Source organism: Vibrio sp. HI00D65, assembly GCF_001635455.1.
Lineage (GTDB): Bacteria > Pseudomonadota > Gammaproteobacteria > Enterobacterales > Vibrionaceae > Vibrio.
Genome location: NZ_LWEH01000287.1, coordinates 1 through 13,908, shown reverse-complemented (window position 1 = coordinate 13,908; position 13,908 = coordinate 1). Strand labels below are relative to the sequence as shown.

The 13,908-nt window shown below is 46.0% G+C and carries 16 protein-coding genes; 8 read left to right on the top strand and 8 right to left on the bottom strand.

The features are described 5' to 3' along the window. The 5 genes from A3712_RS18845 to def form a co-directional block, all read right to left on the bottom strand. The coding region (locus tag A3712_RS18845; RefSeq protein ID WP_197465865.1) for a TrkH family potassium uptake protein at nt 1–563 on the bottom strand (563 nt) is incomplete at its 3' end. A 48-nt stretch (nt 564–611) separates the two neighbouring features. Next, complete coding sequence (trkA, locus tag A3712_RS18840) at nt 612–1,988, bottom strand: Trk system potassium transporter TrkA (RefSeq protein WP_004739332.1); 1,377 nt, start codon at nt 1,986–1,988, stop codon at nt 612–614. A 110-nt stretch (nt 1,989–2,098) separates the two neighbouring features. Then, complete coding sequence (gene rsmB / locus A3712_RS18835) at nt 2,099–3,379, bottom strand: 16S rRNA (cytosine(967)-C(5))-methyltransferase RsmB (RefSeq protein ID WP_063524655.1); 1,281 nt, start codon at nt 3,377–3,379, stop codon at nt 2,099–2,101. Between the two features lie 89 nt (nt 3,380–3,468). Next, complete coding sequence (fmt, locus tag A3712_RS18830) at nt 3,469–4,416, bottom strand: methionyl-tRNA formyltransferase (protein ID WP_063524654.1); 948 nt, start codon at nt 4,414–4,416, stop codon at nt 3,469–3,471. A 35-nt stretch (nt 4,417–4,451) separates the two neighbouring features. Beyond that, nucleotides 4,452–4,967, bottom strand: a complete 516-nt coding sequence (def, locus tag A3712_RS18825; RefSeq protein ID WP_004739338.1) for a peptide deformylase — start codon at nt 4,965–4,967, stop codon at nt 4,452–4,454. A 129-nt stretch (nt 4,968–5,096) separates the two neighbouring features. Between def and A3712_RS18820 the strand changes: the two genes are divergently transcribed. From A3712_RS18820 to A3712_RS18805, 4 genes are read left to right on the top strand one after another with little or no spacing between them, the layout of a single operon-like run. Next, on the top strand, nt 5,097–6,182 hold the full coding sequence (locus tag A3712_RS18820) for a LysM peptidoglycan-binding domain-containing protein (RefSeq protein ID WP_063524653.1): 1,086 nt from the start codon (nt 5,097–5,099) through the stop codon (nt 6,180–6,182). After that, nucleotides 6,179–7,291 carry a DNA-processing protein DprA gene (gene dprA / locus A3712_RS18815; protein ID WP_063524652.1) on the top strand — a complete coding sequence of 371 codons (1,113 nt, stop codon included), beginning with the start codon at nt 6,179–6,181 and terminating at the stop codon, nt 7,289–7,291. Before A3712_RS18820 ends, dprA begins: the two co-directional genes overlap by 4 nt. A gap of 2 nt (nt 7,292–7,293) precedes the next feature. After that, a complete protein-coding gene (locus tag A3712_RS18810; protein ID WP_063524651.1) occupies nt 7,294–7,770 on the top strand; it encodes a DUF494 family protein in 477 nt (158 codons plus the stop codon). Nucleotides 7,771–7,782: 12 nt separating this feature from the next. After that, complete coding sequence (locus A3712_RS18805; RefSeq protein ID WP_063524650.1) at nt 7,783–8,352, top strand: DNA topoisomerase family protein; 570 nt, start codon at nt 7,783–7,785, stop codon at nt 8,350–8,352. 75 nt (nt 8,353–8,427) lie between these two features. On the opposite strand, the gene A3712_RS18800 is transcribed toward A3712_RS18805, so the two are convergent. Then, nucleotides 8,428–9,558, bottom strand: coding sequence for a 5-(carboxyamino)imidazole ribonucleotide synthase (locus A3712_RS18800; RefSeq protein ID WP_063524649.1), 1,131 nt, complete (start codon nt 9,556–9,558; stop codon nt 8,428–8,430). A gap of 5 nt (nt 9,559–9,563) precedes the next feature. Further along, nucleotides 9,564–10,049 carry a 5-(carboxyamino)imidazole ribonucleotide mutase gene (gene purE / locus A3712_RS18795; protein WP_004739348.1) on the bottom strand — a complete coding sequence of 162 codons (486 nt, stop codon included), beginning with the start codon at nt 10,047–10,049 and terminating at the stop codon, nt 9,564–9,566. Between the two features lie 195 nt (nt 10,050–10,244). Between purE and A3712_RS18790 the strand changes: the two genes are divergently transcribed. The 4 genes from A3712_RS18790 (at nt 10,245) to A3712_RS18775 (ending at nt 12,934) form a co-directional block, all read left to right on the top strand. Then, entirely contained in the window at nt 10,245–10,802 is a 558-nt protein-coding gene (locus tag A3712_RS18790) for an L-threonylcarbamoyladenylate synthase (protein ID WP_063524648.1), read from the top strand. Between the two features lie 20 nt (nt 10,803–10,822). Further along, nucleotides 10,823–11,740, top strand: a complete 918-nt coding sequence (hemF, locus tag A3712_RS18785; RefSeq protein WP_063524647.1) for an oxygen-dependent coproporphyrinogen oxidase — start codon at nt 10,823–10,825, stop codon at nt 11,738–11,740. A gap of 77 nt (nt 11,741–11,817) precedes the next feature. Then, nucleotides 11,818–12,648: a shikimate dehydrogenase gene (aroE, locus tag A3712_RS18780; protein ID WP_063524646.1), complete on the top strand. Its 831-nt coding sequence runs from the start codon at nt 11,818–11,820 to the stop codon at nt 12,646–12,648. Nucleotides 12,649–12,664: 16 nt separating this feature from the next. Beyond that, the gene (locus tag A3712_RS18775) at nt 12,665–12,934 is read left to right on the top strand and encodes a DUF1488 domain-containing protein (protein ID WP_063524645.1); all 270 of its coding nucleotides are present in this window, start codon (nt 12,665–12,667) and stop codon (nt 12,932–12,934) included. On the opposite strand, the gene A3712_RS18770 is transcribed toward A3712_RS18775, so the two are convergent. After that, on the bottom strand, nt 12,931–13,476 hold the full coding sequence (locus A3712_RS18770; RefSeq protein WP_063524644.1) for a gamma carbonic anhydrase family protein: 546 nt from the start codon (nt 13,474–13,476) through the stop codon (nt 12,931–12,933). The two genes, A3712_RS18775 and A3712_RS18770, sit on opposite strands and share 4 nt — an antisense overlap. Nucleotides 13,477–13,908 lie beyond the last annotated feature (432 nt).

Below are 13,908 nucleotides of genomic sequence, written 5' to 3'. Positions count from 1 at the left end.
ACGAGATAAACCGCTACGATGTTCTTGGCGACTGTTTTTGCTCGAGGGCTACTTTTATCGGACCAATCGGAAGACTCAGTTTGGAATAGGCGCATACCACCGACGTTGAGCATCGGCAGTACTGCCACCGCCATTACGATGAAACCAATGCCACCAAGCCATTGCAGTATTGAGCGCCACAGCAGAATACTTGGTGCCATGCTGTCTAAGCCACTCAGTACTGTTGAACCGGTTGTGGTAATCCCCGACATGGTTTCAAAGTAAGCGTCAGTAAAGCTGATGTGGTTGATGAATACGAACGGCAGCGCGGCGAAGGCACTGGCTATTGTCCATACCAGAGAGGTGATCAGGAACATATCCCGCACCCCAAGTCTGAACTTAGCAGAGCGGCCTAAACTCAAGCAGATGAACGCCACGATGTGCGTGATCACTACTGATTGACCGAATTCGAGAAAACCACCTGTGCCAGTAAAGAAGGCCACTAGTGTTGGGATGTACATGAAAAGGGCCAGTTTTGATAACACTAACCCTATCACTAATAATATAGGACGAAAATTGACCATAGCTTAATGCCTAAGCGCGTTGTTACGTGAAGACTTATGAGAACAAGGCTACAAGAAGAACGGACTCGGTTGGAAAAGAGACTCAACATCAGGTACGTATTTCTTGTCTACTAGGAACATTACTACGTGGTCATCTTGTTCGATCACGGTTCTATCGTGCGCGATAAGCACCTCTTCTCCGCGAACAATGGCACCAATGGTGGTACCCGGTGGTAGCTTGATATCGCCAATTGCTCGGCCAACGACTTTAGATGTGGTTTCGTCACCGTGGGCAATCGCTTCGATAGCCTCAGCAGCACCGCGACGAAGAGAAGATACGTTAACAATATCAGCACGGCGAACGTGAGTAAGTAGGGCAGAAATGGTCGCTTGTTGTGGGGAGATTGCAATGTCAATCACACCACCTTGTACAAGGTCTACATAGGCACCGCGCTGAATCAGTACCATTACCTTCTTAGCACCCATTCGCTTGGCCAGCATTGCAGACATGATGTTGGTTTCATCTTCATTGGTTAGGGCAATGAATACATCAACCTGATCGATGTTCTCTTCGGTGAGTAGCTCTTGGTCTGCTGCATCACCACAGAATACGATGGTGTTTTCTAATTCTTCAGATAGCTTCTCTGCACGTGTGTAGCTACGCTCGATAAGCTTGATGCTGTAGCTCTGCTCAAGGCGTTTCGCTAGGCTTGCACCGATGTTACCACCACCAACAATCATGATGCGGCGGTACGGTTTTTCTAGGCGCTGTAGCTCACTCATTACTGAGCGGATATGGTTACTTGCCGCGACAAAGAACACTTCATCATCGGCTTCAATGATGGTGGTGCCTTGTGGGCGAATAGGGCGACCTTGACGGAAGATTGCCGCCACACGTGTATCGATGTGTGGCATGTGCTCACGTAAAGCAGATAGGGCATTACCAACCAGTGGACCACCGTAGTAGGCTTTTACCGCCACTAGGCTGACTTTCTGTTCTGCGAAGCTCACCACTTGTAGTGCGCCTGGGTATTGAATCAAACGCTCAATGTAGCTGGTAACCAGCTCTTCCGGCGCGATCAGGTGATCGACAGGGATTGCACCTGATTTGAACAGCGCTTCTTTCTCTTCTAGATATTCTGGAGAACGAATACGTGCAATTCGGTTTGGCGTATTAAAAAGAGAGAAGGCAACCTGACACGCGGCCATGTTAGTTTCATCCATGTTGGTTACTGCAACCAACATGTCGGCATCTTGTGCACCCGCTTCACGTAGTGTATTTGGGTGGCTGGCATAGCCGTTTACAACCCTAAGGTCATATTTATCTTGAAGTTCACGCAGTCGGTCGGCATTACGGTCGACGATCGTGATGTCATTGTTTTCACCCACTAGGTTTTCAGCAAGGGTACCGCCTACTTGTCCAGCACCTAGGATAATGATCTTCATAGCCTTTCTCTTATTTTTGCCGTTGTAATTCTAGTGTTCTCATTTTGCTTTGATAATGCACTAGAAAGAAACAGCGGCTAAGAAATAAAATTCTTAGCCGCTGTTAATTGTTATGCCTGTTTTACTAGAACTGCGTAGTAGAAGCCATCCATATCTTCTTCACCAGGCAGTATTTGACGACCCGGATTTTCGATATCAGACCCAACTAGCGTTGCGTTCTCAGTACGTTCTAGGAATGCTTTCACCTGCAGAACGTTCTCTTGTGGCGTGATAGAACATGTTGCGTAAACCATGGTGCCGCCTTCTTTCAGCTGGCGCCACATTGCATCCATAATCTCACTTTGTAATTCCGCTAGCGCTTCTATATCAGATGCACGACGCAGCCATTTGATGTCTGGGTGACGACGGATTACACCAGTCGCAGAACAAGGTGCATCAAGTAGGATACGATCGAACTTATCGCCCATCCACCACTCTTCAGGGTAGCGAGCATCGCCACAAATTACGTCGGCACGCAGTTGTAGGCGCTCAAGGTTATCGTAAACGCGGTCTAAGCGTTTAAGATCACAGTCAATCGCAACCACCTCTGTGTCGTTAGTGTGCTCAAGAATGTGTGCGGTCTTGCCGCCTGGCGCTGCACAACAGTCTAGGATTAGCTCACCGTTTTTTGGTGTTAGGTAATCAACCGAAAGCTGAGCCGCGGCGTCCTGTACTGAAACCCAACCTTTGTCGAAGCCTGGCAATAAAGTTACATCACAAGGTGAAGCTAATTTTATTGCATCCGCTGCTTCTGAGTGCAGGGTGTATTCAATGTTTTCGTTTTTAAGCAGTTCAACATACTCGTCACGAGTGTGGTGTTGGCGGTTTACGCGCAGCCACATTGGTGCCTTGCTGTTGTTGGCTTCAATCAGTTGCTCCCATTGATCTGGGTAGCTCTCTTGAAGCATTTTTAGAATCCAGCTTGGGTGGCCGTATTTGCCCGCGTTATGGCTAACAGCTTTTTCATCCAGTTCTTCTTGGTCACGTAGATAGCTACGTAATACTGCGTTGATCAAACCACTTAGGCTTGGACCACGCAGTGTTTTTGTGCCCTCAACCGTTTCCGCAACAGCTGCATGCGAAGGGATGCGCATGAAGCTCAGTTGGTAAATGCCCACCAAAATTAGGTGGTGGAATACTCGCTTTTTACCTTTAAGCGGGTTTTCCATCAGTTCGTTAGCGATTGACTCTAGGCGAGGCAGGTAACGAAGTGCGCCGTAGCAAATCTCTTGCAATAGAGCATGGTCTCGCGGGCGGATTGTTTTTTGAGCCGCAGGGAGAGCGTGTGAAAGAGAGTGGCCTTTATCGACAACTTGAAATAGGACATTTGCAGCAGCAGCGCGAACATTCATGAGGGGTACCGAATATTTATTTGAATACGTGAGGGCATCTCTGCCCTCGTAAAGGTTTTCTAAACTGCGTGATGGCAGCTTTTAAGCGGTTAAGAAAGTTGAGTTCCAACTTCAAACCAGCTTGCACGAGAGTTCAAGATATCCTGAACTGACATGGCTTTCTTACCTGGAACTTGTAGCTGCTCAAGAACAAGTACACCTTGCCCGGTTGCTACAAAGATACCAGTTTTATCGGCTTGCAGAATAGTACCTGCAGGCTGATCAGAGGTTTGCTCTGATACACGGCTTTGCCATACCTTAATGCTGTTTTCTGCAGCTTCAAAGTGGCTCATTGGCCATGGGTTAAAAGCGCGAACGCAGCGTTCAATATGAGCCGCGTCGTCACTCCAGTTGATACGCGCTTCTTCTTTGCTTAGCTTCTTCGCATAGTTCGCAAGTTCGTCGTCTTGCTTTTCAGCGACCGCTTTGCCAGAAGCAATGTCAGCTAAACACTCAACAAGAGCGTCAGGGCCAAGGCCCGCTAACTTCTCGTACATAGATGCGCTAGTATCTGTTGCTTCGATTGGTAACGTAGCGATACTCAGCATGTCACCTGTGTCTAGGCCGATATCCATCTGCATGATCGTAACACCAGTTTCTTTATCACCTGCCCAGATAGAGCGTTGGATCGGAGCAGCACCACGCCAGCGCGGTAGGATAGAGCCATGTACATTGATACAACCTAAGCGAGGTGTATCAAGTACCACCTGTGGTAGCAACATACCATAAGCGACCACTACCATAATATCGGCATTAAGGGCTGCCAATTCTTGCTTAGCCTCATCTGACTTGAAGTTCTCTGGTTGATAAACCGGAATTTCGTGCTCAAGTGCGAGTTGTTTTACTGGTGGCGCAGATAGTTTTTTTCCGCGGCCTGCAGGGCGATCTGGATTAGTATAAACCGCAATTACTTCATGCTCCGAAGACAACAACGCCGCCAAGTGACGGGCGGCGAAATCCGGAGTACCTGCGAAGACAATTCTTAAAGACTGACTCAAGGTAGGCTTCCTTCTTAATTTACTAATAGCTGCGATTATTTGCCTTGCTTCTCATTGAAGCGTTTGATTTTCGCCAGCTTATCTTGAATACGTTTACGCTTAAGTGGAGATAGGTAATCAACAAATAACTTGCCTTCTAGGTGGTCAAGTTCGTGCTGAACACAGATAGCCAGAAGATCATCAGCGTCGAAGGTGAATTCGTTGCCGTCACGGTCTAGTGCTTTAACCGTTACTTCTGCAGCGCGAGGTACTAGAGCTCGAGCGCCAGGTACAGATAGACAACCTTCTTCGATACCATCTTCGCCGCGCTTCTCGATAATCTCAGGGTTGATAAGAACCATTGGCTCATCACGCGTTTCTGAAATATCAATTACTACGATACGCTGGTGGAAATCTACCTGCGTTGCCGCAAGGCCGATACCTTCTTCGTCGTACATGGTTTCAATCATGTCATCAACGAACTTTTGAATCTCTGGGGTAACTTCTTTTACCGGTTTCGCCACGGTACGTAGACGATCATCTGGTAATGTTAATACTTGTAATACAGACATATACACTCGAAATATTGAACTGTGCCGAAACAGCTTTAACCTTGTTGGCTCAATTCTAGACATTTTAGAGGTCAAATGACAGCATCCTGATGGTAATTCTCCAAATATACAGACCAAGGAAGCTAGGTCATGCGTCATATTTACTCCACTTTATCGCTTGTTTTTTCCTCAATTTCTTTTGTCGTGGTGGCAGAAAATAGTGAGCAACTTTTAACCATTAAGCGAGGTGCGCCTGAAGCCTATGTGGTGGTTAAGGGCGACACGTTGTGGGATATCTCAGCAATGTATCTCGATAGCCCTTGGTTGTGGCCAAGGTTATGGCAGGTGAATCCAGAGATAGAAAATCCTCACCTTATTTATCCCGGAGACAAGTTGTCGTTGGTTTGGATTAATGGTGAACCTGTGTTGAGCTTCAAGCCTGTTATCAAACTCAGCCCTAAGATTCATGTCTCGGAGAAGAAAGCAGTGCCTACTGTGAATGAGGGGTTGGTGTTGCCTTATTTGCAGTCTGATCGCTTAGTTAAGCAGCAAGATATTGAATCAGCGCAACGAGTGTTGGGAACAAGCGATGGAAAACGCTTCTTGTCTGGGGAAGACCGATTATTCATATCTGGAAACCAGCAGCATCCTAAATGGGGTATCTACCGCGCCGTTGAGACTTATCAAAGGCAGCACCCTCAAGCGAGTATCACTTCTTTGCGCTTGGTTGCCACTGCGCGCTTAAAAGAAGTCGATGATGAGTTCAGCAGCCTACAGATAGACACTCAGCTGCAAGAAGTTCTACTTAATGACCTAGTACTCCCCGAACTGGGCGTCGACCAAGTAAATCTTTCTACTACGTTTTATCCTACCCCCAGTGCTGCGGGGCAGTTTGCCAATATTTTAGGCTCTCTTGAGGGTAATCAGTACAGCGCGAAAAATCAGGTGGTGGTAATCAATAAAGGCTTGCAGGATAACCTTCGCCAAGGCTCTATGTTTACTCTCAGTGAAAGTGGTGCTGTCGTGTTTGGCAAACAAGGTGAATACAGCTACAAAGAGTCTGCAGCGAGTAATAAGATTCAGCTACCAAGTACCTCGCTGGGCAGCCTTATGGTCATTCGGCCTGATGAGTATTTTAGCCTAGCCCTGATCACTCAAAGTTCAAAGCCAGTGAGCAATGACATTCTAGCGGTATCTCCTTTGGATCTAGCTGTGACGGAAGAGGGAAGCGAGTGAACGAACAGCAATTGATCGCTTGGTTAACGTTAAGCTTTATTCCGCAACTGGGTGTAAAGCGTCTTGCTCGCTTACTGAGTGTTGATTCTCCTTTAAACATTGTTGGTTACTCAGGGCAACAGCTACAAGCACTAGGTTTATCAACCAAACAAATCTCCTATCTACGAGATCAAGTCCCAAGAGAGGTGGAAGCCTGTCTTGCTTGGCAGGCTAAACAACCCAACCATTACATCCTGACTCCAAGTTGCCCACACTACCCTAAATTACTTGGTGAGATTGCCTCGGCGCCCACAGTTCTTTTCGTTAAGGGCAACGTTGAAAAACTGATAGAACCTCAAATCGCTATGGTCGGCAGCCGTAATGCCAGCATTGAAGGCTTACAGACTGCGAAATCATTTGCTAAAGAGTTTGTACAAAATGGCTTGATTGTCACCAGCGGTTTAGCGTTGGGTATTGATGGTTATGCTCATGATGGTGCGCTAGAAAAAGGAGGAGAAACCTTTGCTGTGCTGGGGTCTGGCTTGGACTCTATTTATCCTGCGCGGCACAGAAACCTCGCGGCTCGGATATGTGAAAGCGGGGCGCTAATTTCAGAGTTTCGTCCAAGTGCTAAACCGCGACCTGAACATTTCCCGCGTCGCAATCGTATTATTAGTGGCTTATCGTTAGGAACCTTGGTGATCGAGGCTGCAGAGAAGAGTGGTTCACTAATTACTGCTCGCTACGCTTTGGAGCAAGGACGTGAAGTATTCGCGCTTCCAGGCTCTATTCATAGCCCAATGAGCCGCGGAGGTAATAGCTTAATTAAAGCTGGTGCTTGCTTGGTACAGAGTGCTCAAGATGTATTGGTTGAAATAAAGAGTCTGTTAGACTGGTCTATAGATCAACAGCCTAATTTATTCGAACCTGCGCCAAGCTTGGAAGAAAATGAACAATTGCCATTTCCACATCTGTTAGCTAACGTAGGATTAGAGGTGACACCCGTTGATATTTTGGCACAGAGAACCCATATATCTGTGCATGAAGTCATGATGCAGCTTTTAGAGCTTGAGCTCTCAGGGCATGTTGTTGCAGTTTCCGGTGGCTATATTCGAAAGGGGAGAGGCTAGCTATGATGATGGACATACTGATGTACTTGTTTGAAACCTACATCCATAGCGATTCTGAATTGCAGGTGGATCAAGACGAACTTGAAGATGAACTTCTTCGAGCAGGGTTTCACCAAGATGATATTTATAAGGCTCTCCATTGGTTAGAAGATCTTGCTGCACTGCAAGACACCGATAACCAAGCGGCTATTACTATGTGCTCTAATACCTCGATGCGTGTTTACACAAGTAAAGAGGTATCACGTATTAATATGGAGTGTCGCGGTTTCTTGTTGTTCCTCGAGCAGATCAACGTCCTCACGACAGAGATTCGTGAAATGGTGATTGATCGTGTGATGGGGTTAGAGACCAATGAATTTGAGTTGGATGATCTGAAGTGGATTATCTTGATGGTACTGTTCAATGTACCGGGTAATGAAAGTGCTTACACGCAAATGGAAGAGCTGTTGTACACCAAAGAGCAAGGTATCTTGCATTAATACAGGCTTATCATGAGTAGTAAGATTGATAATCAGCTTTTTTCAGCACATGAACATGCACTAAAGCATGAACCGTGTCCGCAGTGTGGCGGAGAGCTTCAGCTTCGCCACGGTAAGCACGGCCCATTTTTAGGCTGTAAGCAATATCCGAGTTGCGATTACATCAAGCCTTTGCACCAAAACGATGGCCATGTAGTGAAAGAGCTGGGTGTACCGTGCCCTAAATGCCAAAATGAGTTGGTGTTGAGGCAAGGTCGCTACGGCATGTTTATCGGTTGTAGCAGCTACCCTGCGTGTAATCACATCGAATCTTTAGACCAGCCTACAGAACAACCTGAAGAGCAGCCTTTGGTTGGTTGTCCTGAATGTGGCAAAGGCCATTTGGTCGAGCGTAAATCTCGCTACGGCAAAACTTTCTACGCGTGTGATAACTACCCTAAGTGTAAGTTTGCAGTAAACCAGCCACCTATTATCGGTCGTTGTGAAGCGTGTCAGTTCCCCCTGTTACTTGAGAAGAAAACAGCTCACGGGATGAAAAAGCAATGTGCGGACCGCAAATGTCATCACATTCAATCTGAATAGCCTCAGGTTATAGAAATAAAAATGGCGCTCACTGAGCGCCATTTTTTGTATCTAAACTAACAAAGCCATGCTGGCTTATTTCATCTGCTCAGCAAATTCATGAATAGCTGGATATGCTTTTTTGTCGAGGATATCAGCCAGAGAACATAATGTTCTTTGCAGTTCGGCGTTGTAGTCTGCGCTCACGTTAATGTGGCCCATCTTACGGCCTGCTCGTTTCTCTTTACCATACCAATGCACATGACAACCGCCTTGAGCCAAAATAGCGTCAGGTAGAGTATCTTCACCAAGGATGTTGATCATTGCGGTTGGACGAATCAGCTTGGTACTGCCTAGTGGCATTCTACAGACCGCACGAAGGTGATTCTCAAACTGACAAGTATCTGCACCTTGCTGTGTCCAGTGGCCTGAGTTATGAACACGTGGTGCAATCTCGTTAACCAACAGTGAACCTTGAACCTCAAAGAACTCAAGTGCTAGCACGCCAACATAATCTAAGCGCTCAGCAACCGCGGTAAACATGGCCTTCGCTTGTTCTTGCAGCTCAATATCATCAATTGCAGTCGATAGGCTTAATACGCCATCGGTGTGAACGTTTTCTGCCAATGGGTAAACTTGAACCTCTCCACTAGTTCCACGAGCACCAACTAGTGATACTTCACGGTCGAACGGAACAAATTCTTCTGCCACAATTGCTTGATTGTCGGTTGCAGCAATGCATTCGGCCATTTCTGTCCAAGTTGCTTCAACTTTGTCTAATGTTTTTAAGCGCCACTGGCCTTTGCCATCGTAGCCGCCAAGTGTGCTCTTCAACACCATCGGTAGGCCAACATGAGCAATTGCAGCGTCAAAGTCTTCACGAGAATTAATCACGTAGTACTTTGCGTTTTTCACGTTCGCTTTGTCTAACAGCGCTTTTTCAAGGCGACGGTCACCGCCAGCTTTGATCGCTTCTGTGGTCGGTAAAAACTTACCGCTGCGCTCACATACTTCAAGCACATCATGAGGGATGTGTTCGAACTCAGCAGTAATGACGTCCGCGCGCTCAATTGCATTTTCTAAGCCTTTGCCTAGAATTGCTTGCGTTAATGGATGAACAATATTTTTGCTGCCAACATCAAAAGCAGAAATTTCAATATTCAGCGGTGCCCCAGCTAGGGACATCATGCGAGCAAGTTGGCCCGCGCCTAACACAAGAACATGCATGGGATTTAGTCCTCTGCAGGGTTTGGATTAGCAAGTACCGTTTCTGTTTGCTCAGAGCGGAATGCTTCTACTTTTGCCATTACTTCTTCATTGTGTGTACCAATGATTTGAGCAGCTAGGATGCCAGCGTTCGCTGCACCTGCTTCACCGATAGCCAGAGTACCTACCGCGATGCCTTTTGGCATTTGCACGATAGACAGTAGGGAATCCATGCCTTTCAGCGCTTTAGACTGAACTGGAACACCAAGTACAGGTACGCTTGTGAAAGCCGCCGCCATGCCTGGTAGGTGGGCAGCACCGCCAGCACCAGCAATAATGACTTTAATACCGCGCTCTTTCGCACTGGTTGCGTAGTCTGCAAGCAACTGAGGTGTGCGGTGAGCTGAAACCACTTTTGTTTCGTACGCTACGCCAAACTGATCCAACATGTCCGCAGCTAGCTTCATTGTTGGCCAATCAGATTTAGAACCCATGATAATACCGACAGTCATCTCAAACTCCTTCAGGTACGATTTAATTAGTGATTAGATATTTTGCGCGCATTATACGGGTAAAATTGCCTAAGGAAAACGTTTGCGTAGGTCTAAATTGCCAATTGATACAATTTATAAACAAATAGCTTTAGTCACAGTGAATGATAATTTGTACACTTAGCGAGTTCGATAACTGACTTAATGAGGCAACCCGTGGATAACTTTCAACATACATTGCAGGCATTACAACAGGGCGAAGTCATTGCTTACCCGACCGAAGGCGTTTTTGGGGTTGGTTGTGATCCTGATAATCCACATGCCATCAAGAAATTACTCGAGTTAAAACAGCGTCCAGTTGAAAAGGGCTTGATCTTGATTGCTGCAAGTTACGAGCAGCTGCTTCCTTATATTGATGAAAGCCAACTGACCGGTGAGCAACTTGCGACGGTTAAAGCAACATGGCCAGGGCCGGTCACTTGGATCATGCCAGCCAGTGCTAAAGTGACAGATTGGGTGAGTGGTCAGTTTGATTCAATCGCTGTACGAGTGACGGATCACCCTTTGGTTCAAAGAATATGTAATGAATTCGGCAAGCCGTTAACCTCTACCAGTGCTAACCTGACGGGCGAACCACCTTGTATGACGACTGAAGAAGTACAACAGCAACTTGGCCAACACTTGGTTGCGATTCTTGAAGGGAAAACGGGTGGTCGTGACAAGCCGAGCGAGATCAGAGATGCAAAAACATCGAAAATATTAAGACAGGGTTAAACCTTGCAAAGGAAAGTAAAATGTCAGCAATTGATAAAGAAGCAGTAAAGCAGTTTTTACTGAGCCTACAAGATTCGATTTGCCAACAGCTTGAACAAGCTGATGGTGGTGCACTATTCAAAGAAGATGCATGGGAACGCGAACCTGGCGATCGCCTTGGTGGCGGTGGTCGTACTCGTGTCATGACTGACGGTGCGGTCTTTGAACAAGGTGGTGTAAACTTTTCTCACGTTGCAGGTAAGGCAATGCCCGCTTCAGCAACGGCACATCGCCCTGAATTAGCCGGACGTAAATTTGAGGCAATGGGGGTGTCGTTAGTTATCCATCCTAAAAACCCTTATATCCCAACCTCTCATGCTAACGTTCGATTTTTTATTGCCGAAAAAGAAGGCGAAGACCCTATTTGGTGGTTCGGTGGTGGTTTCGACTTAACGCCATTCTATCCTTTCGATGAAGATTGTCAGTCTTGGCATCAAACTGCTAAAGATCTGTGTGCGCCATTTGGTGATAACGTGTATCAAGAACACAAAGAGTGGTGCGATAAGTACTTCTATCTACCTCACCGTGATGAAACGCGTGGTGTTGGTGGCTTGTTTTTTGATGACTTAAACGAGTGGGGCTTTGAAAAGAGTTTTGCTTACATGCAGGCTGTTGGTGAAGGCTATGCTGTGGCGTACCTACCTATTGTTGAGCGTCGTAAAGAAACACCTTATGGTGAACGTGAGCGTGACTTCCAGCTATACCGTCGCGGTCGCTACGTTGAATTCAACCTAGTCTATGACCGTGGCACCTTGTTTGGCCTACAAAGTGGCGGGCGCACAGAGTCTATCTTGATGTCTATGCCGCCATTGGCTCGCTGGGAATACCGTTACGAACCTCAAGCTGGGTCACCAGAAGCGTTGCTTTATAGCGACTACCTAAAACCTCAAGCTTGGTAGTTCTTCCCTCCTTATAGGGATAGTGATAGGGTCATCTATATAGATGACCCTTTTTATTATTTCTGTTAGGCAAGGATATGACACAGCAAGTAGATCGTTATGCCGTTTTCGGTAACCCTATTGGGCAAAGCAAATCGCCATTCATCCATACGTTATTTGCTCGCCAAACTAACCAACAACTTACCTATACAGCACTACAGCCAGCACATGGCCAGTTCATTACCTCGGCTAAAGCCTTTTTTAGTGAAGGTGGGAGAGGGTGTAACGTCACTGCACCATTTAAAGAAGATGCTTATCAGTTTGCTAATCGATTGACTGAAAGAGCTCAACTAGCTGGTGCCGTAAATACCCTTAAGAAGTTAGATGACGGAGAAATCATTGGTGATAACACCGATGGTGAGGGGCTTGTTCAAGATTTACTTCAACACCAAGTGGTATTAGAGGGGACCCGAGTTCTCCTGCTTGGAGCTGGTGGTGCTGCAAGAGGAGTGATTCAACCTCTGCTTGATCAAAAGCCGCAGCAATTAGTGGTGGCTAACCGCACCAGTTCAAAGGCTGAACTGTTAGCTGATATGTTTGCTGCGCATGGAAACATAAAAGGGATGGGGCTTAGTGATGTGAATGAAAGCTTTGATGTCATTATTAACTCAACGTCATCAGGCCTAAGTGGTCAATTACCAGATGTTTCTCCAACTATCTTCAACAGCAATAGTGTCGTATACGACATGGTTTATGGTTCGGGCAACACGGTATTCAACCAATGGGCATTAGATAATGGTGTTCATGCTGCTTATGACGGCTTGGGGATGTTAGTAGGACAAGCGGCTGAGAGTTTTATGTTGTGGCGTGGTCTTCGCCCGGGAACAAAACAGATTCTAAGAGAATTACGTAAGAACCTAGAGGTATAACAAGGTATTTATAACAATGAATCAATCAATCCTATTTCCAGATACCCAAGACTGGCATGAAGAGAGTCAATCTATAATTTTTTCAGCTCAGCAGTCAGGCGCGCTTATTGAGTGCGTAGTGTCGATTGAAGAATTGTCACGATTATCAGGCAAAGACATCGAAGAAGGTGGACAAGCGTTGGCTATCTTTGCAGAGCTTCGTTTTGATATTGAAGAGTTAGCAGAAAAGCTAATAGAAGAAGAGGAGTATGACTCCTCTAATAGAATTCAGATCAAAGCGCTTTAAACGGGAAGCACAGAGTCTAGGTAGTCGTTTTTATTCTGAACATAGTTGTCAGCTGATTTCTGTAAGAAAGCACGTTCCTTATCATTCAGTGGGCGTGCTTGTTTAACTGGGCTTCCTACATATAGATAACCACTTTCAAGTACCTTGTTAGGTGGAACCAAACTTCCTGCACCAATCATCACGTCTTGTTCGACGACCACACCATCTAATACGATAGCGCCCATACCCACGAGTACACGATCTTTAATCGTGCAGCCATGCAGCATCACTTTATGGCCGATAGTGACATCATTACCTATTAATAGAGGGTAACCTTCAGGGTTCTCAGCATTCTTATGGGTAACATGGAGAACACTGCCGTCCTGGATATTGGTTCTATCGCCAATATGGATATGGTTCACATCTCCCCGAACTGCGACTAAAGGCCATACACTAGAGTCATCACCGATTTTGATATCACCAACAAGTACTGAGCTTGTATCTATATAGACACCATGTCCGATCTGAGGTGATATACCTTTGTAACTACGTATTGAACTCATAAATCCTCCTTTACATAGGCACCTTAAGCCTTTAATTGTCGAGAATACTAGTGAAAATGGCACGTTTTGAACAAAAAACGCTCGAACAATCAAAAAAGTAAGAAAAACTTAAAAAAGGCCTTGCCAACGTGATGCTGATCTCTATAATGCCACCTCGCTGACACGGGATGGCTTCTTAGGAAACCAAAACGAATCAGAAAGCCAAATTAGCCAAGCCAAGCGCTTGAAAAAAGTTTTGAAAATAGTGGTTGACACTAAAACTTAAATCGCTAAAATGGCCGTCCGATTTGAGCGAAGCTCAAAGGGAAAGCTCTTTAACAATTTAAACCTATCAATCTGTGTGGGCACTCGTTGATGAATATCAAAATTGATTCTTAGGAATCACATTGATTTCAATGAACTGAGTGACCAATCGATAATTTATTATCGGCA

Bases quoted from the DNA above. Each gene is read 5' to 3' on its own strand.
- trkA (WP_004739332.1), bottom strand. From the start codon at position 1,988: ATGAAGATCATTATCCTAGGTGCTGGACAAGTAGGCGGTACCCTTGCT.
- rsmB (WP_063524655.1), bottom strand. From the start codon at position 3,379: ATGAATGTTCGCGCTGCTGCTGCAAATGTCCTATTTCAAGTTGTCGAT.
- def (WP_004739338.1), bottom strand. From the start codon at position 4,967: ATGTCTGTATTACAAGTATTAACATTACCAGATGATCGTCTACGTACC.
- A3712_RS18820 (WP_063524653.1), top strand. From the start codon at position 5,097: ATGCGTCATATTTACTCCACTTTATCGCTTGTTTTTTCCTCAATTTCT.
- A3712_RS18810 (WP_063524651.1), top strand. From the start codon at position 7,294: ATGATGATGGACATACTGATGTACTTGTTTGAAACCTACATCCATAGC.
- A3712_RS18805 (WP_063524650.1), top strand. From the start codon at position 7,783: ATGAGTAGTAAGATTGATAATCAGCTTTTTTCAGCACATGAACATGCA.
- A3712_RS18800 (WP_063524649.1), bottom strand. From the start codon at position 9,558: ATGCATGTTCTTGTGTTAGGCGCGGGCCAACTTGCTCGCATGATGTCC.
- purE (WP_004739348.1), bottom strand. From the start codon at position 10,049: ATGACTGTCGGTATTATCATGGGTTCTAAATCTGATTGGCCAACAATG.
- hemF (WP_063524647.1), top strand. From the start codon at position 10,823: ATGTCAGCAATTGATAAAGAAGCAGTAAAGCAGTTTTTACTGAGCCTA.
- aroE (WP_063524646.1), top strand. From the start codon at position 11,818: ATGACACAGCAAGTAGATCGTTATGCCGTTTTCGGTAACCCTATTGGG.
- A3712_RS18775 (WP_063524645.1), top strand. From the start codon at position 12,665: ATGAATCAATCAATCCTATTTCCAGATACCCAAGACTGGCATGAAGAG.
- A3712_RS18770 (WP_063524644.1), bottom strand. From the start codon at position 13,476: ATGAGTTCAATACGTAGTTACAAAGGTATATCACCTCAGATCGGACAT.